This is a genomic window from Lysobacter sp. (assembly GCF_035655815.1).
Lineage (GTDB): Bacteria > Pseudomonadota > Gammaproteobacteria > Xanthomonadales > Xanthomonadaceae > Lysobacter_J.
Map to the genome: position 1 here is coordinate 1 of NZ_DASRTS010000058.1, position 20,313 is coordinate 20,313.

Genomic DNA, 20,313 nt, shown 5'->3' on the forward strand with positions numbered 1-20,313 from the left:
CCGCAGCCGACGCCGCTGCCGCCGCCGCCGGAAGAACCGCCGGTGCTGGTGGACGATCCGAGCCCGGTCGACGTGGCCGCTCCGCCGCCGAGTCCGCCGTCGCCGCCCGCGCCGGCCACGACGATCGGTTCGAGCGTCGACCCGTCCTCGCGCCGACTGAACCCGCCCAAGTACCCGCCGACCGAAGCCCGTCAGGGCGTGGGTGGCACGGTCGTGCTGGTCATCACCATCGACGGCCAGGGCAACGTGCTGGACGTCTCGGTCGAGAAGTCGAGCCGCAACCGTAACCTCGACCGCGCCGCAATGGACGCCGCCCGGAAGTGGAAGTTCAACCCGGAAATGCAGAACGGCGTCGGTGTGCAGAGCCGCGTTCGCGTCCCGGTCGATTTCGTCCCGCCGACCTGATCGGGGTCACGGGGCAGTAGTAGCAATCCGTAACACCTAATTCCTTTCCACGACATTTCAAAGGTAAGCGTCATGCTGCAGGAAACCACCACCGCTGCGACTGCTGGAGGCTCCAACGCCCAGGCACTTCAGCAGATGAGCTTCGCGCATCTGTTGCAGAACTTCGACTTCGTCGGCTGGGTCGTCTTCATCACCTTGGCGATCATGTCGGTTCTGTCGATCTACTGGATCGTGGTGAACTTCGTTAAGAACCTGCGCCTGCGCGCCAGTTCTGACCGCGTCGTCAGCACGTTCTGGGAAACCCCGAACGCGCAGGACGCCATCCGCTTCATGGAAGAGCAGGGCCGCTTCGAGCCGTTCTCGAAGATCGCCCTGGACGCCGCCCAGGCGGCTGCCCACCACCAGCGCCACGAAGGTTCGCGCCTGGTCGAGTCGCTGAACCGCTCCGAGTTCGTCGACCGCGCCCTGCGCCAGGGCGTGACCCGCGAGAGCTCGAAGCTGGAAGCCGGCCTGACCGTGCTCGCCACCGTCGGTTCGACCGCTCCGTTCGTCGGTCTGCTCGGCACCGTGTGGGGCATCTACCACGCCCTGATCCGCATCGGCGCGACCGGCCAGGCTTCGATCGACGCCGTCGCAGGTCCGGTGGGTGAAGCGCTGATCATGACCGCCATCGGTCTGTTCGTCGCGATCCCGGCGGTGCTGGCGTACAACTTCTTCACCCGCCTCAACCGCGTCACCAACAACAAGTTCGATACCTTCGCGCACGACCTGCACGACTTCTTCGCCACCGGCTCGCGCGTCGGCGAAGTGGCTGCGAAGCGCTAAGTTCGAACGCGTCGTAACGACTACCTTTTGCAGCAGGTTGGAGTCTCGTAATGGCCTTCAGTACTGGCGATAGCGGCGGCCCGATGGCCGAGATCAACGTCACGCCCCTCGTGGACGTGATGCTGGTGCTGCTCATCATCTTCATGATCACCGCACCGTTGATGTCGCATAAGGTCAAGGTCGATCTTCCGGAAGCCAACCTCGACAGGCGCGAGGAAAAGGCTCCGCCGGTTCCGCCGATCACCCTCGCGGTGGAGGACACCGGCAAGATCTACTGGAACGACGAGCCGATCACCAAGGACCTGCTCGAAAGCCGACTGTCGATCGAAGCCCAGAAGACGCCGCAGCCGCAGATCAACGTCCGCGGTGACAAGACGACCAAGTACCGCGTCGTGTCCGAAGTGGTGCAGATCGCGCAGGCCCAGGGCATGCGCAAGGTCGGCTTCGTGGCGATCAAAGAACGCTGATCCGGAGAACTAGTCATGGCATTTGCATCCAACTCCGGTAGCGGTCCGATGGCCGACATGAACGTCACGCCCCTCGTGGACGTGATGCTGGTGCTGCTGATCATCTTCATGGTCACGGCACCGACCCTGTCGTACCCGATCGACGTCAACCTGCCGCAGAAGTCGCTCAACCCGCCTCCCCAGACGAAGACGCCGCCGCCGCCGATCAGGCTGCGCATCGACGCCTCGGGCCAGGTGTACTGGAATGACGCGCCCCAGCCCCTTACGGCGATCCAGAACATGATGGAAGTCGAGGTCCAGCGCGACCCGACCAACCAGCCCATGCTCGAGATCGACACCAGCCCGGACGCCGATTACGGCATCCTGGCCAAGGTGCTGGCCCACGCGAAGAACGCTGAAATGGAAAAGATCGGCTTCGTGCAGAACGACTGATCGAGTGACCCTTACCTGTCGTGAAAACGCCGCCTCCGGGCGGCGTTTTTTTTTGCCCGCTTGCGCGGCCCGCATCGGGCGGCGTAGCGTGGAGCCGGGCATGGGGCCCCAGGAGGTTGCGTATGGCCGTCTCCGCGTTCTATCTGTCCGACTCCCGCTCCCACGGCGATCATCGCGAGGTCGCCCAGATCAACATCACCCCGCTGGTCGACGTCATGCTGGTGCTGCTGGTGATCTTCATGATGGCCGCGCCGGCACTGACCGGTAACCTCGATCTCCGGTTGCCACAGTCCAACATTCGCCCGGATATGCCTCCCCCGCGTGTCGAGCTGCAGGTCGAAGGCGCGGGCAACTTCCGGCTCGACGGTGTCGCGCTCTCGCGTGCGGAACTGCCGCAGGCGTTGCGCGATTTGGCGCAGCGGTCGCCGCACACGGTGGTGCAGATCGCCGCAAACGCCGATGCCGACTATCAGGATTTCGCCTGGACGCTGGCCGAGGCGCAGCGCAGCGGCGTGCGCGACATCGCCTGGCAGTAGCGCGCACGAGGACGCGCATCGCGTTGCGCTCCGGCAACGCCTGACCCGGGTGCGTTACGCGCCAACCCGCAGGTCCCCGAAAGACAGGACCGGAACTGCATTCTGCCCCTCTCCCGTCGGGAGAGGGGTTGGGGTGAGGGTCGGCACGCGCGATGAGGCCCGCACTCGCGATGCTCCTCGGAGACGCATGATCCCGGGTGCGCTTCGCGTACCCGGGCTACACACTGCACTCGCCCGCGCCGATACGACGCTCGCTCCCTGGCGGGAGAAGCCGAGGAGCTTTCAACCGCTCTCGCGTGGTCAGCCGCAGCAAGCGCAAGGTGGAGACGAGGTAAGGCTCCGGCCCAGAGATCGGGCGGCGTTACCTGCCTTCCGCCAGGATCTTCAGATACGAACGAACCGTCGCTTCGAAACCTTGGTACAGGGCCTCGCCGATCAGCGCGTGGCCGATGGAGACTTCGAGGACATCAGGCACGTTCCGCAGGAAGAAGCCGAGATTGTCCTGGCTGAGATCGTGGCCGGCATTGACGCCCAGGCCGGCGTCCTGCGCACGTCGCGCGGCCTCGGCGAAGTGGGCCGCCATGGCCGCACCGCCGTCGCTGGCGAACGCCTCGGCATAAGGACCGGTATAGAGTTCGACGCGATCGGCACCGACCTTCGCAGCATGTGCGATGCCGCTGCGTCCGCTTTCGGTGTGCGCGTCGGCGAACAGGCTGATGCGGCAGCCCAGGGCTTTGAGCGCATCGACGTGCGGACGTAGCGCGCCCGCATCACGGATGAAATCGAAGCCGTGATCCGACGTGAGCTGGGCATCGCCGTCCGGCACCAGCGTGGCTTGCGCCGGACGCGCCTGTTCGCACAACGCGAGGAAGCCGGGATATCCCGGCCGAGGCGGCGCGAATGGATTGCCTTCCAGGTTGAACTCGACGCCGCGCGCGCGCGTGAGTTCTGCCAGCGCCAGCACGTCGTCCGCACGGATGTGCCGCGCATCGGGACGCGGATGCACGGTGATGCCGTGCGCGCCCGCATCCAGGCACGCGATCGCTGCGCGCACCACATCGGGTTCGGTGCCGCCGCGCGAATTGCGCAGCACCGCGATCTTGTTGACGTTGACGCTGAGCACGGTCACGGCACGTGCCTCGGGCATGGCGTGGAAGTATTTCGACTCACTTGCAGGGCTCGTTGTTCTGGCCGTAGATGACGGGTTCCCAGTAGGAACCGTCAGCAATGCGGTTGCGGTGCGATTCGATCAGGTGCGCCGCGAGAAGGTAGGTCGTGTCGGGCTTCACGTCCACCTCGAGCGTCTTGTAGCGATCCATGCGCTGATCGCGTTGAAGCAGTTGCACGTCACTGAACTGCTCGACGTCGATCACCTCGGCAACCTCCAGTGTGTGCCGGCCGACCGGTACGCGGAAAGTACGCGCGCCCACGGGACCTGCGGTGCGTCCGTCGATGCTCATCAGGCGTGCGCGATACAGGTCCTGGTTGCGCGGTGCGACATCGAACACGCTGATGCGACCACAGCCACCGGATCCGCCCGACGCCGGCGGGCCGGACTGGGCGAAAGCGGAAACGGCGATAAGCGACAGCGCAGCAGCCGACACGAATTGCGGCATGAACCTGCACGCGCTAAGGAACGGCTTCATGGGCGATCTCCCGGCGACGCGCGGCCGGCAGCGCGCGCACGATAGTGCGGGGTCGACGTTCCGGAACACGCCAGAGCGACCGGCGCGCCCATGCTAGCGCAGTGCGATGGCGGGTCAGGCGGCCGGCGGCGGGGTGGTGCTGGTGGACGCCGCGGCACGGCGGGCCTCGGCCTGCTCGCGCAGGCGGCGCAGCTCGGCCGGATCCAGGATCATCGACGTGTCGCGGCTCTGGCTGTCGACGCGCTGCGCCAGCAGCTTCATCACCCAGGCCAGGAAAAACCCCAGCGACAGCAGCAGGCAGACCACAAGTACCGCGACCGACGTGGTCTTGAAGGCAACGGCCAGCGCGGCGATGGCCAGCAACAGGTAGAGCCAGGGCATTGGGGGAGACTCCCGGTGGTCGTTCACGACAGCGCCGGAAGTGTAGCGCGCGTCCAGCGAGCGCATCGGCCGGCCGGCCGCTCTCGGCAACCGCCGGTCAGCGCGATCGCGAGCCGCGTCACAACAGGGGGGAGACCAGCCGCGCCAGCGCTTCGGGGACGCGCGTGGTCCACAGGGGTTGCGCCCGGTCGGGCCGCACGCGCGGGGCCAGGTTGCATTCACCCTGGATCAGTTCCGCAAGCTCGGCGACCAGGCCACGGTCGCGGAACATCACCGAGACCTCGAAGTTCAGGCGGAAGCTGCGATGGTCGAAATTGGCGCTGCCGATGATGGCCAGGTCGTCGTCGCACAGCAGCGCCTTGCTGTGCAGCATGCGTGGGCCGTACTCGTGGACCTTCACCCCCGCTTCGAGCAGCTCGTCGAAGTACGAGCGCGCCGCCAGCGTGACCAGCCGACTGTCGCAGACCTTCGGCACAAGCAGGCGCACGTCCAGTCCGCCCAATGCGGCCGAAGTGAGTGCCATGCGTGCGGCTTCGCCCGGGACGAAATACGGCGTCACCAGCCACACGCGCCGCTGCGCGGAATGGATAGCCGCCACGTGCAGGCGATGGATCGCCTCCCAGGAAGAATCCGGCCCGGACACCAGCACCTGCGCGGCGATGGTTCCACGTACCGGCGCCGGGTTGTGCAGCTTCAGCGGCGGCTGGCCGGTGGCGTACGCCCAGTCCTCGATGAACACGAGTTGCAGCTCGCGCACCACGTCGCCTTCCAGGCGCAGGTGCAGGTCGCGGTAGGCGTCCTCGCGCAGTCGTTCGTCTTCCTCGTCGGTGATGTTGATGCCGCCGGTGAATCCGACCTGCCCGTCGATCACCACGATCTTCCGGTGCGTGCGCAGGTTGAGCCAGGGCCGCTTCCAGAACCAGTGCAGCTTCATCGGGTGGAACCAGGCCACCTCGGCGCCCGCCTCCACCAGCGGCTGCAGGAAGCGCCGCTTGGTGCGACCAGACCCCACCGCGTCCAGCAGCAGGCGCACCTGCACGCCGGCGCGCGCGCGTTCGACCAGGGCATCGCGCAGCGCGGTGCCGGTGCGGTCGGGCAGGTAGATGTAGTACTCCAGATGGATGTGCTCGCGCGCCTGCGCGATCGCCTCCAGCAGCGCGCCGTACTTCGCTGCCCCGTCCACCAGCAGGTCCGCGCGCGTGGCGGTGATCGGGGGCAGTCCGGTGGTGGCCTGGGCCAGGCGCGCCAGCTCGATGGCGTCGGGCGTCGGATGCAGCCCTTCCGGCGGCGGAGGCAGCGCCGCACGGGCGCGCACGCGGCGCAGGCGCTGGCGCGTGATGCGCTGCGGTCCCAGGAAGAAATAAATGACGAAACCGATGTAGGGCAGCGCGGCCAGGCTGATCAGCCAGCTCAGCGTCGCCACCGGTTCGCGCTTCTGTAGCGCGATGTACAGGCCCAGGACCAGCAGGTAGCCGAGCCAGCCAAGCGTCAGGTACAGGCCGATGTTGGGAATGGAGGTGACTGAATTCCACGCGGTCTGCAGGGCTTCGGGCATGCCGGGCGGATCTCCGTCGTCCATTCAGCGGGTCGTCGCAGGGGCTGCGACGGTGCCGTCGTAGGCTACGGCGGATGGATGATGCCCGCAAAGCCCAGGCGCCGATCAAGGGTCGTGGCGCCGCTTCGTATGTCGACGGCCGTTACGCGGTGACGGTCGCGCGCGGCGAGGACGACGGCTGGGGTTCGGTCTACGAAGACCTGTCCGAGGCGCCCGGCCCGCAGACCCAGGTCACCGAGGAGCGCGCGCGCAGCATCATCAGCCGCAACCAGTCGCCCGACGTCGGTCACAGCCAGTCGGTGAATCCTTACCGCGGTTGCGAGCATGGCTGTGTGTACTGCTTCGCGCGGCCTTCGCATGCTTACCTGGACCTGTCGCCCGGCCTGGACTTCGAAACGAAGCTCTACGCCAAGACCAACGCGGCCGAGCGCCTGCGCGAGGAACTGTCGAAGCCCGGCTACCGCTGCGTCCCGCTGGCGCTGGGCATCAACACCGATTCCTACCAGCCGATCGAACGCCGCTACGGAGTGACGCGTTCGCTGATCGAGGTGATGCGCGACTGCTCGCATCCCTTCAGCATCATCACCAAGAACGCCGCCGTGGTGCGCGACATCGACCTGATCGCGCCGATGGCCGCGCGCGGGCTGGCCAGCGTCGCGTTCTCGGTGACCACGCTGGACAACCGCCTCTCCGCACGGATGGAGCCGCGCGCGGCAGCTCCCCACGCGCGGTTGAAAGCCATGAGAACGCTCGCGGATGCCGGCGTTCCGGTCGGCGTGATGGTGGCGCCGGTGATCCCGATGATCAACGACCGTGAACTCGAGCACATCCTTGAGGCCGCGCGCGAACACGGCGCGACGTCCGCCGGCTACGTGCTGTTGCGGCTGCCGCACGAGCTGAAAGACGTGTGGCGCGAGTGGCTGCAGCTGCACTATCCCGACCGCGCCGAGCACGTCATGAGCCTGATCCGCCAGATGCGAGGCGGCAAGGACTACGACAGCACCTTCGGTACGCGCATGCGCGGCGAGGGACCTTTCGCACAGCTGATCGCACAGCGCTTTGCGAAAGCGTACCGGCGTATGGGATTCGACAGCCATCGCGAACTGGACACCAGCCAGTTCGTGCCGCCCCGCAAGCCATCGCCGCAGGGCGAACTGTTCTGAACGAGGCCGATCCGGTTCATGCCGGATATCCTGTCGCTCCACGCCACGCCACGCCGGCCCGTGCACCGCATCGTCACGAACGGCTTGGCTACAATTTCGCCAGCGACAGGATCAGATCCACCTTCAATGAGCGATACACGGGGCCAGGAAACCGGCATCGACCGCTTCCGTCTGGCGATGGAAGCTTCCGGCGTCGGCATGGCCATCGTCGATCTGCAGGGACGCTGGGAAGAAGTGAACCCAGCCTTCGAACGCATGTTCGGCTACAGCGCGGCGGAGCTCGTGGGCAGGCCCGCGGCGGCTTTCACGCATCCCGATGACGTGGGCATGAGCTCGACGTACCTGCGCGGGCTGGTGGATGGCAGCCTGCCGATGCTCGATGCGCTCAAGCGCTACGTCCACCGCAATGGCGAGACCATCTGGGCGCACGTCAACGTCGCGGTGATGCGCGACGCCAACGGCATGCCGATGCATCTGCTGGTGCAGCTGCGCGACGTCAGCGCGCAGCGCGCCGCCGAACTGGCGCTGCAGACGCGTGCCGAGGCCGAACATGCCGCGCTGGATGCCTCGCGCCGTCAGCTGCAATTGTTCGCCGACGCGGTCGCGCATGACCTGCGCGCGCCGCTGCGATCGATCGAGAGCTTCTCGGCATTGCTGGCCGATCGCGCGGGCGAGCGGCTAGACGACACGGACCGCGATTACCTCGTGCGCATCCGCGCCGCGGCCTCGCGCATGAGCGGGCTGCTCAGCGCGCTCAACGACCTGTCGTACGTCACGCGTGCCGAACTGCGCGCCAGCGACGTCGACCTGAGCCTGCTGGCCGAGTGGATCGGCGCGGAACTGCAGGATGCCGAACCAGGGCGCCGCGCCGAGATCCACGTGCAACCGCAACTGCGCGTGCAGGGCGACGAGCGCCTGCTCAAGCTGATGCTCAGCCAGCTGATCGGCAATGCCTGGAAGTTCTCGCGCGAGCGCGAACCGATCCGCATCGACGTTGCGGGTGAGCGGATCGGCGACCTGGTGCATGTCGAAATCCGTGACCAGGGCATCGGATTCGACATGCGCTATGCTCACAAGCTGTTCGAGCCATTCCAGCGGCTGCACGGACCGGATCAAGGGGGGGGACACGGTCTGGGCCTGGCGATCGTGCGACGCATCGCCGAACGCCACCGCGGAAGCGTGCGGGCCGATTCCACGCCCGATGCCGGCGCGACCTTTACCCTCGAGCTGCCGGCCACCATGGTCGCGGAGGAACGTGCCTGATGCACAAGGAAATCCTGCTGGTCGAAGACAACCCCGACGACGTCGAGCTGACGCGCATCGCGTTCGACGAAGCGAAGATCGCCAACCGCCTGGTGGTGGTCAGCGACGGCGCCGAGGCCCTGGATTACCTGTTCGCCCGCGGCGCGTACAGCCATCGCGATCCCGACGATCTTCCGTCGATCATGCTGCTGGACCTCAACCTGCCCAAGGTGGATGGTCGCGAGGTGCTGCAGGCGGTGCGCGCCAGCGAAGCCACGCGCACATTGCCAGTGGTGGTGCTCACCACCAGCGCCGAGCCGTTCGACGTGGAGGCCAGCTACGCGCTGGGCGTCAACAGCTACATCCAGAAGCCGGTGGATTTCGAGCAGTTCGTGTGGGCGGTGAAGCAGGTCGGCCTGTACTGGCTGGTGCTGAACCATCCGCGGCATGTGTGAGCTGGCGTCGCGATAGGCCGACGCAGTCTTGGTGATTCGCCCTGTCGGACCTTCCCGCCTGCTCTTGCCCGTCATCCCCGCGAAGGTGGGGATCCAGGGACTTTCACGCATACCCGTTGCGATTGAAAAGTAACGGCGACGATCAGGACAGCTCGTCCGTCCTGCTGCGGTAGCCAGTGGCCAACCGCAACTACTGCGACCCGAACAGCCGCTCCGCCCGCTGGAACAGGATCCAGCTCGTCGCGATGTACTTGTCGCCGCCTTTCGGCCGGTTTCCGCGATGGGTATGAGTGAAGGCCGCCGGCGCAATCAACAGACTTCCAGTGCGCGGCGCAATGCGACGCTGCTGGTAGAGGAACTCCGTCTCGCCCTCGTCGAATCCGTCGTTGAGGTATAGCGTCCACAGCAGGTGGCGGTGCAGCGTTTCCGCGCCGGTGTCGCGCGGGTACAACTCGCAGTGCCAGTACGGGTAGCCGCCGCGGTTGGCGGTGTAGCGCTGCAGGTTGATCGAGCCGGGCCGCAACACGGTCTGCACCACCGGCGCGAGTTCTGCATCGTCCATCGCGGCCATGCGTTCGGCGGTGAGCCGGTGACGCGCACCGTTGTCGCCGGGCACCTCCAGCATCAGCGGCGCGATCAGCGTGTGCGGATAGCGGCGCAGATATGCGATGAGGCCATTGAACACCGCGCGATTGAGCATCGCCTCCGCCTCGCGCCACTCCTCGCGCCCGGTGATGGTGAGGTCGCGGCTGTCCTTCAGGTCGGGCAATACACCGCCGCCGACGCGGCCGGGCACGGTGTCGGCACTCGCATCGAAGCGCTCGATCAGCTGTGCACACAGCGCACGGTCGAGCGCGCCCTCGAAAACCTCGATGAAGTCGGGTACGCCGGCCGTGCCGGGAACGGTGTCGTGGCGGTCCATGCGCTCGCGGAGATGACGACGTCGTCCCATCCTCGCATGCGCGCGCGGCGATGCAAGCCGCGTCTCAGGCCACGTGGATGGTGCTCGGCGTCTCCGGCTCGTGCGCGCGCAGGTTGTGGCGCTGCATCAGGCGGTACAGCGTGACGCGCGACACGCCCAGTTCGCGCGCCACGTCCACCAGACGGCCGCGGTTGCGGTGCAGCGAGTGCTCGATGGCCGCCCGGGTGGCGGCGTCGCGTACTTCGTCCAGCGTAGGCGGCGGTGTCGCCAGCGCGCTCTCGATGTGCAGGTCGGCCGCGGTGATCAGCCGCCCTTCCGCCATGACCACGGCCTGGCGCACGCGGTTGATCAGTTCGCGCACGTTGCCCGGCCAGGTGTGGCTGTGCAGCGCCTGCCGCGCGCATGGCGCGAAGCCCTTCAGCGTGCGATGGCCTTCCTGCGAATAGCGCTGCAACGCGTAAGCGGCAATGCGGTCGATGTCGCTGCCGCGCTCGCGCAGCGGCGGTTGCTGCAGGCGCAGGACGCACAGGCGGTGATACAGGTCGGCGCGGAACCGGCCCTCTGCCACGGCGCGATCCAGGTCGTGATGCGTGGCCGAGATGATGCGCACGTCGACCGGAATCTGCTCGTGCCCGCCAAGACGCTCGATGCTGCCCTGCTGCAGGAAACGCAGCAGCGATGCCTGGCTTTCCAGCGGCAGGTCGCCGATCTCGTCGAGGAACAGCGTGCCGCTGTTGGCCATCTCGATGCGGCCGAGTTTGCGCTGCTGCGCGCCGGTGAATGCGCCGCGCTCGTAGCCGAACAGTTCCGACTGGATCAGGCTGTGCGGGATCGCGCCGCAGTTGATCGCCACGAACGGATGCGCATGCCGGCGCGAGTGCCTATGCACCGCCATCGCCGCGAGCTCCTTGCCGGTGCCGGTCTCGCCGGCGATGAACACCGGCGCTTCCGTCAACGCGGCCTTGCGCAGGGTGCGGCACAGCGTGCGCATCGCGGGGCTCTCGCCGATCATGCCGTCGAAGCCCGCTTCGCTGGTGACGTCGCCGCGCTCGCAGGCGAGGCTTGCCATGCCGTGCGCGTGTCCGATCACCGTGCTGAGCACGGATTCCGGGCACGGTAGGGTCAGGTAGTCGTAGCAGTAATCGCGGATCAGGTCGCGGACCGGCGTGTCCTCGAGCTGGCGCGCATCGATGCCCGCCACCCACCCGACATTGCCGGCCGACAACGCCGCGCCGAACTCGGCCAGATCGTGCTGGCTGAAGCCCTCGCGAAGATCCAGCAGCGCGGCATGCGGCTTGCGCGGATCGCGATGCAGGATGCGCAGCACGCTGCGCACGTCGGGCGCCAGGTGCAGGTTCCAGCCCAGCGCCTGCACTCCGCCCAACGCTAGCACGCGCCCGGCGCCGCCGCGGGTGACATAGATCAGTTCACGGCCCTCCACACCGTTGGGGCCGGATTGCTGCGTTCCTTCGATCGGCATCTCCCACCTCGACGGGTCCGAGGCAGCCGATGCTGCCACTGCGAGGAGTTACGCAGTGTAGTCAACGCGCCGCGCGACGATGAGCGGTCACGGGTGACGCATGCGGTACGCAGGAAAATCGCGTTGGCACGCGGCATGAAACGCGCCAACGCGATTCAGATTCGCAGCGTAGTCGAGGGAGTTGAAATTATGCGCGGATCAGGCGGCCGCGTCGTGCTCCATGTGATAGCGCACGGCGGTTTCCACTTCCTGCTTCGACCCCAGGAACACCGGCACGCGCTGATGCAGGCCCGTGGGCTGCACTTCGAGCATGCGCTGGCGTCCGGTGCTGGCTGCGCCGCCGGCCTGCTCCACCAGCAGCGACATCGGATTGGCTTCGTACATCAGGCGCAGCTTGCCGCCCTTCGCTGCGCACTTGCTGTCCAGCGGATAGCTGAAGATGCCGCCGCGCGTGAGGATGCGATGCACGTCCGCCACCATCGACGCGACCCAGCGCATGTTGAAGTCCTTGCCGCGCGGGCCTTCCTTGCCGGCCAGCAGGTCGCCGACGTAGCGCTGCATCGGCGCTTCCCAGAAGCGCTGGTTGGACATGTTGACCGCGAACTCCTTGGTCTCTTCCGGAATGCGCATGCCACGCGTGGTGAGCATGAAGCTGCCGATCTCGCGGTCGAGCGTGAACGCGTGCGTGCCGTTGCCCACTGTCAGCACGAGCATGGTGCTGGGGCCGTACGTGCAATAGCCCGCGGCCACCTGCGCCGTGCCCGGCTGAAGAAAGTCGTCGTCCGTCGCCTGGGTCACGCCGTCCGGGGCGCGCAACACCGAGAAGATCGTGCCGACGGAGATGTTGACGTCGATGTTGGAGCTGCCGTCCAGCGGATCGAACAGCAGCAGGTAGTTGCCGCGCGGATACACGTCCGGGATCGGCTGCGAGGTGTCCATCTCTTCCGATGCCAGCCCGGCCAGATGGCCGCCCCACGCGTTGGCTTCCATGAGGATCTCGTTGGACAGCACGTCCAGCTTCTTCTGTGCCTCGCCCTGGACGTTGATCGACGCCTCGCCCGCCTTGCCGGCATCGCCCAGCACGCCACCCAGCGCACCCTTGCCCACGGCGATGGAAATGCTCTTGCAGGCGCGGGCGACGACCTCGATCAGCAGGCGCAAATCGGCGTTTATGCGACCGGCGCGCTGCTCCTCGATGAGGTAGCGGGTGAGGGAAATCGAATGCGAGTTGGGCGTCATGGGCGGCACCGCGTTGAAAACGGGCCGCCATTGTCGCCGATGACTATGGCCTGGGCAGCCACCAAGGCGTCGACGCGGGCGGCGTGGCGATGGCCACCGGTTCACCAAAGCCCGGCGTGGTGAGTTGCACGCCGCGTTCCTTCGCGTGTTCGCTTACGCGTGTAAACGGTTCCTGCCAGCCGTGCAGCGCCAGGTCGAAGGTGCCGTTGTGCACCGGCAGCAGCCAGCGCCCGCGCAGGTCCAGGTGCGCCTGCACGGTCTGCTCGGGAAGCATGTGCACGCCACTCCACATGGCGTCGTACGCGCCGCACTCCACCAGGGTCAGGTCGAACGGACCGTAACGCTCGCCGATCTCCTTGAATCCGTCGAAGTAACCGCTGTCACCGCTGAAGAACACGCGCAGGCCGTCGCCCTCGATCACCCACGACGCCCACAGCGTCGGGTTGTCGGCGAACAGCCGCCGGCCGGAGAAATGCTGCGCCGGCGTCGCGACCAGGCGCAGGCCGCCCAAGTGCGTCTCCTGCCACCAGTCCAGCTGGTGCACCTTCACCGGATCCACGCCCCACTCGATCAGCAAATCGCCCACGCCCAGCGGCGCGACGAAATAGCGTGTCTTCTCCGCCAGCGCCAGCACGGCGTCGCGGTCGAGATGATCGAAGTGGTCGTGCGAGAGGATCACGCCCTGGATCGGCGGCAGCGCATCCAGCGAGATCGGCGCCGCGTGGAAGCGCTTCGGTCCGGCCCATTGCACGGGAGATGCGCGTTCGGAGAACACCGGGTCGGTCAGCCAGAAGCCGCCGTCCAGCTTCAGCAGCACGGTGGAATGGCCCAGCCGGAACAGCGAGCCGTCCGGCGATGCCAGCAACTGCGCGCGCGTGAGCGGCTGCACCGGCAGCGGTGTGTCGGGCGTCGCGTCGTCCGGCTTGCCGAACGCGAAGCGCCACAGCATGCGCGGCATCTCGCGCCAGCCGGGCTGCTTGGGCGCAACCGGGTTGCGGAAGCCGCCGTCCCGGAACTGCGGCGAATGCGCGTAGCGCGAAGAACTGCAGGCGGTGAGCGATGCGGTGGTCATGAGAAGGATGAGCAGAAGGAGGGATTGCCGCGGCATGTGCATGCCGGGTCGTTGCGGGTCAGTCATGGCCGCCCAGGCGCAGCACGTGACCCACACATTCGGCCCGTTCGGCGCCGGCATCGAATCGTCGCGAGTGCGACTGCCACGCAGGCGATTGCCATTGCAGCTGCACGCAGCCCAGGCGCTGCGCAGTGGCGCGTACCTGTTCGAACAGCGCTGCCTCGATGTCATGCGTCGCCCATGGATCGCGCACGTACAGCGCATCCAGCTGGAAGCAGTAGCCGCCTTCGAGCACGGAGTAGCCGACGGTCGCAGCGGCGTAACCCACCGCCTCGCCGCCCGTGCGCGCCAGCCACGCCCAGGCGCGCACGGGCGGTTCGAACAGCGCTTCCTCGAACTCCAGCTGGCGCGTGCGGACATCGCCGCGAACCCGTGCATCGCCGTGGCGCTCCAGCCGCGTGTACTGCGCGTGCTCGCGCACCAGCGCCTGCAGCGATTCGGTATCCACGCGCGCCACGGCGGTCACGCGCAACGGGGCAGGTGCGCGTTCGACGGGACGGAAGGCGAGCGAGGTGGCGTTCATGGAGGCTCCGTGCGGGGGGACTGCGGAGGATGGCGACGACGCGGACGCGGGCCGTTACGATCGACGGCGACGCCAGACTGCGCGCCGGCCTTTAAGAAGTTTTTAAACGCGGCCGATGACACTGGCGACCCTTGAACCGACGGCGGAGTGGCCGGTGAACCTGTTGCTGGTGGAAGACGACACGATGCTGGCCGAGGCGCTGTGCGCCGGCATCCGCCAGCACGGTTTCCACGTGGACACCGTGGGCGACGCCGCGCGTGCGAGGACCGCGCTGGTCGATCATTCCTATGACGCGGTGCTGCTGGACCTGGGTCTGCCGGGCAGCTCCGGGCTGAGCGTGCTGTCGTTCGTGCGCGGGCGTTACGACACCACGCCGGTTCTCATCATCACCGCGCGCGACAAGCTCAGCGACCGCATCGCCGGACTGGACGCCGGTGCCGACGACTACATCGTCAAGCCGTTCCAGCCCGACGAACTGTATGCGCGGCTGCGCGCGGTGATGCGCCGCAGCCAGGGCCGCGTGTCGCCGGTGCTGAGCCATCACGGCGTGGTGCTGGATCCTTCGCGCCGCGAGGTGACGCGCGATGGCGTGCCGGTGTCGCTGAGCGCGCACGAGTTCCGCACACTGCTGTTGCTGATGGAACGCCAGGGCCGCGTGGTCACGCGCGAACAGCTGGAGGAAGCGGTGTACGGCAGCTCCGGCACCATCGAGAGCAATACCATCGCCGTGTACGTGCATCAGTTGCGGCGCAAGCTCGGCGAGCAGCTCATCGCCACGGTGCATGGGCAGGGTTATCGCATCAACGGCGGCGGAGCCGGCGCATGAAGACGCGCTCGCTGCGCTGGCGGCTGACCTGGGTCTCGGTGAAGTGCGTGCTGGTGGCCTGGCTGGTGTGGCTGGGCTGCCAGATCTGGCAGCTCTCCCGCGCGCACTACGGCTTCTGGGACGAATCGCAGCGCGAGATCGCCGCGCAGATCCTGGAGTCCATGCCGGACGGGCTGGATCGCCTGCCCCCGCGCGAACGCCCACCGATCAACGGCCGCATCCGCGATCACAAGACCAGCTGGCAGGTGTGGGCCAACGGACGCAACGTCGTGTACTCGCTGGCCGCGCCCAACGAACCGCTCAAGCCCGACTTCACCGACGGGTTCGCGCGCCGCGTCATCAACGGCGAGAAGTGGCACGTCTACAGCCTGTCCGATCCGCGCCGCGGCCTGGTCGTGCAGGTGGGGCGCTCCAAGGAGATGGTCGCGCGCGAGGTGCGCACCTGGGTCGGCATGAGCCTGCTGGCCGCGCTGCTGATCTTCCTGCTATTCGTGCTGACCGTGTGGGTCGTGATCGGCCGCTCGTTGCGACCGCTGACGGCGCTGCGCAAGACGTTGCAGGCGCGCCCGCCACTGGACCTGACGCCGCTGGCCGCGCCCGGCCTGCCCACCGAATTCAATCCGATCGTGTCGGCGTTCAACGAGCAGCTCACGCGCGTGGACCAGGCCGTGCAGAACGAACGGCGTTTCATCGCCGATGCCGCGCATGAGCTGCGCACGCCGCTGGCCGTGCTGAGCGCCCATGCAGATCTCGCACGTCGCGCCGAGGATCCTGCCGAGCGCAATGCCGCGCTGCGCCGCCTCAGCGCCGGCGTGCAACGGGCCGCGCGCCTGTCGGAACAGTTGCTGGACCTCGCGCGGTTGGACGCCGGCACCGAGGCTCCGGAACTGGTGCCCGTGGACCTGGCACCGCTGCTGGTGATCGTGGTGCGCGACTTCGAAACGCTGGCGCGCGAACGCCACCAGCGCATCAGCCTGCAGACCGAGGACAGCCGCATCCTGGGCGACATCGACCAGCTCGGCATCCTGATCCGCAACCTGGTCGACAACGCGGTGCGCTACGCGGGCGAAGGCGGCCACGCTGCGGTCACCTGTCGGCGCGAAGTGCACGACGGCGTCGCCAGCATCGTGCTGTGCGTGGCCGACGACGGCCCTGGCGTGCCGATGGAGGATCGCGAGCGCATCTTCCACCGCTTCTATCGCGCCAACGGCGGGGCCGAGCGCGGCAGCGGCATCGGCCTGTCGCTGGTGGCCCGCATCGCGCGTACCCATCACGCGCGCATCGAGGTGGACGGCGGCCTCGAGGGACGCGGGCTGGCGGTGCGGGTGTTCTTTCCGGCGAGCGACGCAGGCTCCTGACAGCACCTTGGCAGCAGGGCGGCGGCAACCTGCGGACGTGCGAATCGGCACGTCCGCAGAGACCTTCCCATGGGCAATGCCCTCGATGCCGTCCTGAAGCCGGCCTGGCACCGCCAGCGCCGCCTGCTGCTGCAATGGGCCGCCGTCGCCCAGACCGCCTGGCTGCCGGCGTTCAACGCGGTCGCCAGACCCCTGCTTCGCAACGAAGAATCGACCGCGATGAGCGACCCGACCGGCCACGATGGCCGACACGATTTCGACTTCCTGCACGGCCAGTGGCGCATCCGCAACGAACGCCTCGCGCAGCGCCTCGCGGGCTCCACCGACTGGGAGATCTTCGGCGCCACGCAGCTGTGCCAGCCGTTGCTGGGCGGACTGGGCAACGTCGACGACTTCGTCAGCGACTGGACACGGCCCGGCGTGGACGGCCGCTTCATCGGCATGACCCTGCGCCTGTTCAACCCGGAGACGCGGCAATGGAGCATCTATTGGGCCGGCAACCACGATGGCGTGCTGGAACCCCCGATGGTCGGTGCCTTCGAGCAGGGCGCCGGCACCTTCTTCGGCGATGCCGAACACGAGGGACGCCCGATCCGCGTGCGCTTCGTCTGGAACCAGGTCAGCGCCAACACCGCGCATTGGCAGCAGGCGTTCTCCAGCGACGGCGGCGCGAGCTGGGAAACCAACTGGCACATGTGGTTCCGTCGTACGGACGGGAACGGACGCCTGCTGCACGACGATGGCGTGATCGAACTGCGTCAGTACACGCTGCATCCGGGTCGACGCGACGAGCTCATCGACCTGTTCGACCGTGAGTTCGTCGAACCGCAGGAAGCGGTGGGCATGCACGTCATCGGCCAGTTCCGCGACCTGGACCATGCCGACCGCTTCGTGTGGATGCGCGGCTTTGCCGACATGCCGGTGCGCGCCGAAGCGCTGGCCGGTTTCTACGGTGGACCCACGTGGCAGAAGCATCGCAACGCCGCCAATGCCACGATGATCGACAGCGACAACGTGCTGTTGTTGCGGCCGGCACGCAAGGACAGCGGACTCCCGCCGGCTTCGCAGGAACGTCCCGCGGTCGGTGCAACGCATGAGCCGGCCGGGCTGTTCGAAGCCGGCATCTGCCTGCTGGACGCGCCGGCCGAAGACGGTTTCCTGCAACGTTTCGAAGCGCAGCTCGCGCCGCGCCTGCGCGCGGCCGGTGCGGACGTTGCCGGCCTGTACGTCACCGACGCGAGCGAGAACACCTTCGCGCGTCTGCCGGTGCGCGAAGGCGAGCAGGTGCTGGTGTGGTTCGCACGCTTCGACAGCGTGCATGCGCATGACCATTACGAGCAGGCACTGGTCGCGGACGAAGGCTGGCGCACCGCCATCGCACAGGCACTGCTGCGCGGCCTGAGGGAACCGCCGCAACGCCTGCGCCTTGCCCCGACCGCACGTTCGGAGCTGCGCGCATGACCGCGCCATGCGCCGGCGTGCGGATTGAGTGCCGCACGCGGCCGCGCGATCATGTCGCATGCGCCGCGCCGACCGACTCTTCCTGCTGATCCATGCCCTGCGTGGCCGCCGCTCCGCAATCACCGCGCAGCATCTGGCCGAGACGCTCGGCGTGTCGCTGCGCACGGTGTACCGCGACGTGGCCGACCTGCAGCGTTCCGGCGTACCCATCGAAGGCGAGGCCGGCGTGGGCTATCTGCTGCGCAAGGGCTCGGACATCCCCCCGCTGATGTTCACGCCCGACGAGCTCGAAGCCCTGGTGGTCGGCACGCGCTTCGTGCGTGCGTTCGGCGGCAAGCGCCTGGCACGCGAGGCCGCGGCGGCGCTGCTGAAGATCGAGGCCGTGCTTCCCTCGGACCTGCGCGAACGCAGTTCGCACACGCGCATCTTCGCGCCGGAGGTGCAGCGGCTGGAGAACAGCGGCCTGATCGATGATCTGCACGCAGCGATCATCGCCGCACAGGTGTTGCGCATGAGCTACCGCGACAACGATGCGCGCGCGAGCGAGCGCGAGATCGAGCCGTTGTGCCTGGCGTTCTGGGGCGGCAGCTGGACGCTGGGGGCGTGGTGTCGCCTGCGCCAGGATTTCCGCAACTTCCGGCCCGACCGGATCGTGTCGTTCTCGCCTACGGGGGAGACGTTCCACGAGACGAGGGAGCGGGGGTTGGAGGCGTATATGAAGGCGGTGGGTGGGTAGTCAGCTACTGATCGTACGACCGGCTGCTCGCGTTCGCGCCTTGTCCCTCGGATGGTGATAGCTACCGCCTTGCCCCGTCATCCCGGCGAAAGCCGGGATCCATTTTTGCTTGCTCATCGCTCTAGCCCGTCATTCCCGCGAAGGCGGGAATCCAAGGACTTTTCACGCTTTCCCATTCGCGTCCGTCACGAAAGAGCCAAAGCTTCCGGCCGCCTAAAGCCGGCCGGGTCACTTTTCTTTGCTGACCCAAAGAAAAGTAACCCAAAGAAAGGGTCTTTCCTGACGAAGCAATCCCATGACCGGAAGAGGAGTCGGGGCCCCGCAAGTCGGCATCCGTGCCTCCTTGCTCAGCGCCGCACATCCATGTGCGGCGCCCTACGGGTCTAGAAATGTGGTTGGCTGTTCAACAGCAACAGCAACAGCAACAGCAACAGCAACAGCGATAGCGATAGCCGTAGCCGTAGTGGCAATGCTCCCGCTCGTCATCCCCGCGAAGGCGGGGATCCATGGACTTTTCACGTTCCACTGGTCACGTGCCAGCGAGTACGACCGACAGGCACAAGCCAGGCGCCGACGCGCGCATCGATGCAGCGCGGGCTCAAGATCTACAGCCGCATCGTCCCCGTCTTCACGAACCGCTGGTGCCACGACAACGCTTCGTCCAGCAGGTGCGGGGTGTGCTTGCCGTAGCTCTCGCGGCTGGCGCGGTCGAAGTAGTCCTGCAGCATCGGGCGGTAATCGGGGTGCGCGCAGATGTCGATGATGCGCTGGGCGCGCTGCTTCGGTGCCAGCCCGCGCAGGTCGGCCAGGCCCTGCTCGGTTACAACCACCATGACGTCGTGTTCGGTATGGTCGACGTGGCTGGCCATCGGGACGATCGAGGAAATCGCGCCGTTCTTCGCCGTGCTGGGCGACATGAAAACCGACAGGTAGGCGTTGCGCGCGAAGTCGCCGCTGCCGCCGATGCCGTTCATGATCTTGCTGCCGGCGATGTGCGTGGAATTGACGTTGCCGTAGATGTCCACCTCGATCATGCCGTTCATCGCGATGCAGCCCAGGCGGCGCACCAGTTCGGGATGGTTCGACATCTCCTGCGTGCGCAGCACGATGCGTTCGCGGTAGTAGTCGACGTGGTCCAGGAACTCGTCGATCGCCGCGGGACTGAGCGAGAACGACGTCGCCGAGGCCATGCGCAGCACGCCGCGCTTGAGCAAATCGAGCATGCCGTCCTGGATGACCTCGGTGAAGGCGGTGAGGTCGCGGTAACCCGCGTCGGCCAGACCGGCCAGCACGGCGTTGGTGATGTTGCCCACGCCCGACTGCAGCGGCAGCAGCTGCGGCGTCAGGCGGCCGCGACGCACTTCATGGGCGAAGAAGTCGAGCAGGTTCGCGGCGATCTGGCGCGAGGTCGCGTCCGGCGGCGAGAACGGCGAGTTGCGGTCGGGTGCGTCGGTCTCGACGATGGCGATGACCTTGGCCGGATCGCAGCGCAGGTACGGCTCGCCGATGCGGTCGTCCGGATGCACCAG

At 67.3% G+C, this 20,313-nt stretch carries 22 protein-coding genes; 12 read left to right on the top strand and 10 right to left on the bottom strand.

The features are described from left to right. The 5 genes from VFE83_RS15685 to VFE83_RS15705 form a co-directional block, all read left to right on the top strand. Window positions 1-405 (top strand): energy transducer TonB (locus tag VFE83_RS15685; RefSeq protein WP_324907845.1); only part of this gene is annotated, 405 nt, incomplete at its 5' end. 72 nt (window positions 406-477) lie between these two features. Next, window positions 478-1,230, top strand: a complete 753-nt coding sequence (locus tag VFE83_RS15690) for a MotA/TolQ/ExbB proton channel family protein (RefSeq protein WP_324907847.1) — start codon at window positions 478-480, stop codon at window positions 1,228-1,230. Window positions 1,231-1,280: 50 nt separating this feature from the next. Next, window positions 1,281-1,697 carry a biopolymer transporter ExbD gene (locus tag VFE83_RS15695; RefSeq protein WP_324907849.1) on the top strand — a complete coding sequence of 139 codons (417 nt, stop codon included), beginning with the start codon at window positions 1,281-1,283 and terminating at the stop codon, window positions 1,695-1,697. Between the two features lie 15 nt (window positions 1,698-1,712). Beyond that, window positions 1,713-2,129, top strand: coding sequence for a biopolymer transporter ExbD (locus VFE83_RS15700; protein WP_324907851.1), 417 nt, complete (start codon window positions 1,713-1,715; stop codon window positions 2,127-2,129). A 122-nt stretch (window positions 2,130-2,251) separates the two neighbouring features. Beyond that, window positions 2,252-2,665: an ExbD/TolR family protein gene (locus VFE83_RS15705; RefSeq protein ID WP_324907854.1), complete on the top strand. Its 414-nt coding sequence runs from the start codon at window positions 2,252-2,254 to the stop codon at window positions 2,663-2,665. Window positions 2,666-3,026: 361 nt separating this feature from the next. Here the strand turns inward: VFE83_RS15705 and VFE83_RS15710 are convergent, their stop codons facing one another. The 4 genes from VFE83_RS15710 to cls all read right to left on the bottom strand — a co-directional run bounded on the left by VFE83_RS15710 (window position 3,027) and on the right by cls (window position 6,247). Continuing rightward, a complete protein-coding gene (locus VFE83_RS15710) occupies window positions 3,027-3,812 on the bottom strand; it encodes a pyridoxine 5'-phosphate synthase (protein WP_324907856.1) in 786 nt (261 codons plus the stop codon). A 19-nt stretch (window positions 3,813-3,831) separates the two neighbouring features. Continuing rightward, the gene (locus tag VFE83_RS15715) at window positions 3,832-4,311 is read right to left on the bottom strand and encodes a hypothetical protein (RefSeq protein ID WP_324907858.1); all 480 of its coding nucleotides are present in this window, start codon (window positions 4,309-4,311) and stop codon (window positions 3,832-3,834) included. Between the two features lie 114 nt (window positions 4,312-4,425). Further along, window positions 4,426-4,692 (bottom strand): hypothetical protein, encoded by a 267-nt coding sequence (locus VFE83_RS15720; protein ID WP_324907859.1) that lies wholly within the window; start codon window positions 4,690-4,692, stop codon window positions 4,426-4,428. A 118-nt stretch (window positions 4,693-4,810) separates the two neighbouring features. Then, window positions 4,811-6,247 carry a cardiolipin synthase gene (cls, locus tag VFE83_RS15725; RefSeq protein ID WP_324907861.1) on the bottom strand — a complete coding sequence of 479 codons (1,437 nt, stop codon included), beginning with the start codon at window positions 6,245-6,247 and terminating at the stop codon, window positions 4,811-4,813. A 74-nt stretch (window positions 6,248-6,321) separates the two neighbouring features. Between cls and VFE83_RS15730 the strand changes: the two genes are divergently transcribed. From VFE83_RS15730 to VFE83_RS15740, 3 genes are all read left to right on the top strand, one after another. Further along, the gene (locus tag VFE83_RS15730; RefSeq protein WP_324907863.1) at window positions 6,322-7,410 is read left to right on the top strand and encodes a PA0069 family radical SAM protein; all 1,089 of its coding nucleotides are present in this window, start codon (window positions 6,322-6,324) and stop codon (window positions 7,408-7,410) included. A gap of 126 nt (window positions 7,411-7,536) precedes the next feature. Then, window positions 7,537-8,673: a sensor histidine kinase gene (locus VFE83_RS15735; RefSeq protein WP_324907865.1), complete on the top strand. Its 1,137-nt coding sequence runs from the start codon at window positions 7,537-7,539 to the stop codon at window positions 8,671-8,673. Next, the gene (locus VFE83_RS15740; RefSeq protein WP_324907867.1) at window positions 8,673-9,107 is read left to right on the top strand and encodes a response regulator; all 435 of its coding nucleotides are present in this window, start codon (window positions 8,673-8,675) and stop codon (window positions 9,105-9,107) included. The genes VFE83_RS15735 and VFE83_RS15740 overlap by 1 nt, the downstream gene beginning before the upstream one ends. A gap of 190 nt (window positions 9,108-9,297) precedes the next feature. Here VFE83_RS15740 and VFE83_RS15745 read toward each other — a convergent pair whose 3' ends face one another. The 5 genes from VFE83_RS15745 to VFE83_RS15765 form a co-directional block, all read right to left on the bottom strand. Beyond that, a complete protein-coding gene (locus VFE83_RS15745; protein ID WP_324907884.1) occupies window positions 9,298-10,029 on the bottom strand; it encodes a 2OG-Fe(II) oxygenase in 732 nt (243 codons plus the stop codon). A gap of 64 nt (window positions 10,030-10,093) precedes the next feature. Next, window positions 10,094-11,509 carry a sigma-54 dependent transcriptional regulator gene (locus VFE83_RS15750; protein ID WP_324907868.1) on the bottom strand — a complete coding sequence of 472 codons (1,416 nt, stop codon included), beginning with the start codon at window positions 11,507-11,509 and terminating at the stop codon, window positions 10,094-10,096. 198 nt (window positions 11,510-11,707) lie between these two features. After that, window positions 11,708-12,748 carry a class 1 fructose-bisphosphatase gene (locus VFE83_RS15755; RefSeq protein ID WP_324907870.1) on the bottom strand — a complete coding sequence of 347 codons (1,041 nt, stop codon included), beginning with the start codon at window positions 12,746-12,748 and terminating at the stop codon, window positions 11,708-11,710. A gap of 43 nt (window positions 12,749-12,791) precedes the next feature. Then, the gene (locus tag VFE83_RS15760; RefSeq protein ID WP_324907872.1) at window positions 12,792-13,820 is read right to left on the bottom strand and encodes an MBL fold metallo-hydrolase; all 1,029 of its coding nucleotides are present in this window, start codon (window positions 13,818-13,820) and stop codon (window positions 12,792-12,794) included. A 58-nt stretch (window positions 13,821-13,878) separates the two neighbouring features. Beyond that, window positions 13,879-14,403: a hypothetical protein gene (locus VFE83_RS15765; protein WP_324907874.1), complete on the bottom strand. Its 525-nt coding sequence runs from the start codon at window positions 14,401-14,403 to the stop codon at window positions 13,879-13,881. A 154-nt stretch (window positions 14,404-14,557) separates the two neighbouring features. On the opposite strand from VFE83_RS15765, the gene VFE83_RS15770 reads away from it, so the two are divergent. The 4 genes from VFE83_RS15770 to VFE83_RS15785 all read left to right on the top strand — a co-directional run bounded on the left by VFE83_RS15770 (window position 14,558) and on the right by VFE83_RS15785 (window position 18,784). Beyond that, window positions 14,558-15,229 carry a response regulator transcription factor gene (locus VFE83_RS15770; RefSeq protein WP_324907886.1) on the top strand — a complete coding sequence of 224 codons (672 nt, stop codon included), beginning with the start codon at window positions 14,558-14,560 and terminating at the stop codon, window positions 15,227-15,229. Then, window positions 15,226-16,587 carry an ATP-binding protein gene (locus VFE83_RS15775; protein WP_324907876.1) on the top strand — a complete coding sequence of 454 codons (1,362 nt, stop codon included), beginning with the start codon at window positions 15,226-15,228 and terminating at the stop codon, window positions 16,585-16,587. Before VFE83_RS15770 ends, VFE83_RS15775 begins: the two co-directional genes overlap by 4 nt. Before the next feature lie 69 nt (window positions 16,588-16,656). Next, window positions 16,657-18,048, top strand: coding sequence for an NIPSNAP family protein (locus VFE83_RS15780; protein ID WP_324907878.1), 1,392 nt, complete (start codon window positions 16,657-16,659; stop codon window positions 18,046-18,048). A 58-nt stretch (window positions 18,049-18,106) separates the two neighbouring features. Next, complete coding sequence (locus tag VFE83_RS15785; RefSeq protein ID WP_324907880.1) at window positions 18,107-18,784, top strand: YafY family protein; 678 nt, start codon at window positions 18,107-18,109, stop codon at window positions 18,782-18,784. A 605-nt stretch (window positions 18,785-19,389) separates the two neighbouring features. Here VFE83_RS15785 and VFE83_RS15790 read toward each other — a convergent pair. Continuing rightward, the coding region (locus VFE83_RS15790) for an acetyl-CoA hydrolase/transferase C-terminal domain-containing protein (RefSeq protein ID WP_324907882.1) at window positions 19,390-20,313 on the bottom strand (924 nt) is incomplete at its 5' end.

What these genes read in the sequence shown, in the direction of transcription:
- VFE83_RS15690 (WP_324907847.1), top strand. Translation starts at nt 478, where the DNA reads ATGCTGCAGGAAACCACCACCGCTGCGACTGCTGGAGGCTCCAACGCC.
- VFE83_RS15695 (WP_324907849.1), top strand. Translation starts at nt 1,281, where the DNA reads ATGGCCTTCAGTACTGGCGATAGCGGCGGCCCGATGGCCGAGATCAAC.
- VFE83_RS15700 (WP_324907851.1), top strand. Translation starts at nt 1,713, where the DNA reads ATGGCATTTGCATCCAACTCCGGTAGCGGTCCGATGGCCGACATGAAC.
- VFE83_RS15705 (WP_324907854.1), top strand. Translation starts at nt 2,252, where the DNA reads ATGGCCGTCTCCGCGTTCTATCTGTCCGACTCCCGCTCCCACGGCGAT.
- VFE83_RS15710 (WP_324907856.1), bottom strand. Translation starts at nt 3,812, where the DNA reads ATGCCCGAGGCACGTGCCGTGACCGTGCTCAGCGTCAACGTCAACAAG.
- VFE83_RS15715 (WP_324907858.1), bottom strand. Translation starts at nt 4,311, where the DNA reads ATGAAGCCGTTCCTTAGCGCGTGCAGGTTCATGCCGCAATTCGTGTCG.
- VFE83_RS15720 (WP_324907859.1), bottom strand. Translation starts at nt 4,692, where the DNA reads ATGCCCTGGCTCTACCTGTTGCTGGCCATCGCCGCGCTGGCCGTTGCC.
- cls (WP_324907861.1), bottom strand. Translation starts at nt 6,247, where the DNA reads ATGCCCGAAGCCCTGCAGACCGCGTGGAATTCAGTCACCTCCATTCCC.
- VFE83_RS15730 (WP_324907863.1), top strand. Translation starts at nt 6,322, where the DNA reads ATGGATGATGCCCGCAAAGCCCAGGCGCCGATCAAGGGTCGTGGCGCC.
- VFE83_RS15735 (WP_324907865.1), top strand. Translation starts at nt 7,537, where the DNA reads ATGAGCGATACACGGGGCCAGGAAACCGGCATCGACCGCTTCCGTCTG.
- VFE83_RS15740 (WP_324907867.1), top strand. Translation starts at nt 8,673, where the DNA reads ATGCACAAGGAAATCCTGCTGGTCGAAGACAACCCCGACGACGTCGAG.
- VFE83_RS15745 (WP_324907884.1), bottom strand. Translation starts at nt 10,029, where the DNA reads ATGGACCGCCACGACACCGTTCCCGGCACGGCCGGCGTACCCGACTTC.
- VFE83_RS15750 (WP_324907868.1), bottom strand. Translation starts at nt 11,509, where the DNA reads ATGCCGATCGAAGGAACGCAGCAATCCGGCCCCAACGGTGTGGAGGGC.
- VFE83_RS15755 (WP_324907870.1), bottom strand. Translation starts at nt 12,748, where the DNA reads ATGACGCCCAACTCGCATTCGATTTCCCTCACCCGCTACCTCATCGAG.
- VFE83_RS15760 (WP_324907872.1), bottom strand. Translation starts at nt 13,820, where the DNA reads ATGACCACCGCATCGCTCACCGCCTGCAGTTCTTCGCGCTACGCGCAT.
- VFE83_RS15765 (WP_324907874.1), bottom strand. Translation starts at nt 14,403, where the DNA reads ATGAACGCCACCTCGCTCGCCTTCCGTCCCGTCGAACGCGCACCTGCC.
- VFE83_RS15775 (WP_324907876.1), top strand. Translation starts at nt 15,226, where the DNA reads ATGAAGACGCGCTCGCTGCGCTGGCGGCTGACCTGGGTCTCGGTGAAG.
- VFE83_RS15780 (WP_324907878.1), top strand. Translation starts at nt 16,657, where the DNA reads ATGGGCAATGCCCTCGATGCCGTCCTGAAGCCGGCCTGGCACCGCCAG.
- VFE83_RS15785 (WP_324907880.1), top strand. Translation starts at nt 18,107, where the DNA reads ATGCGCCGCGCCGACCGACTCTTCCTGCTGATCCATGCCCTGCGTGGC.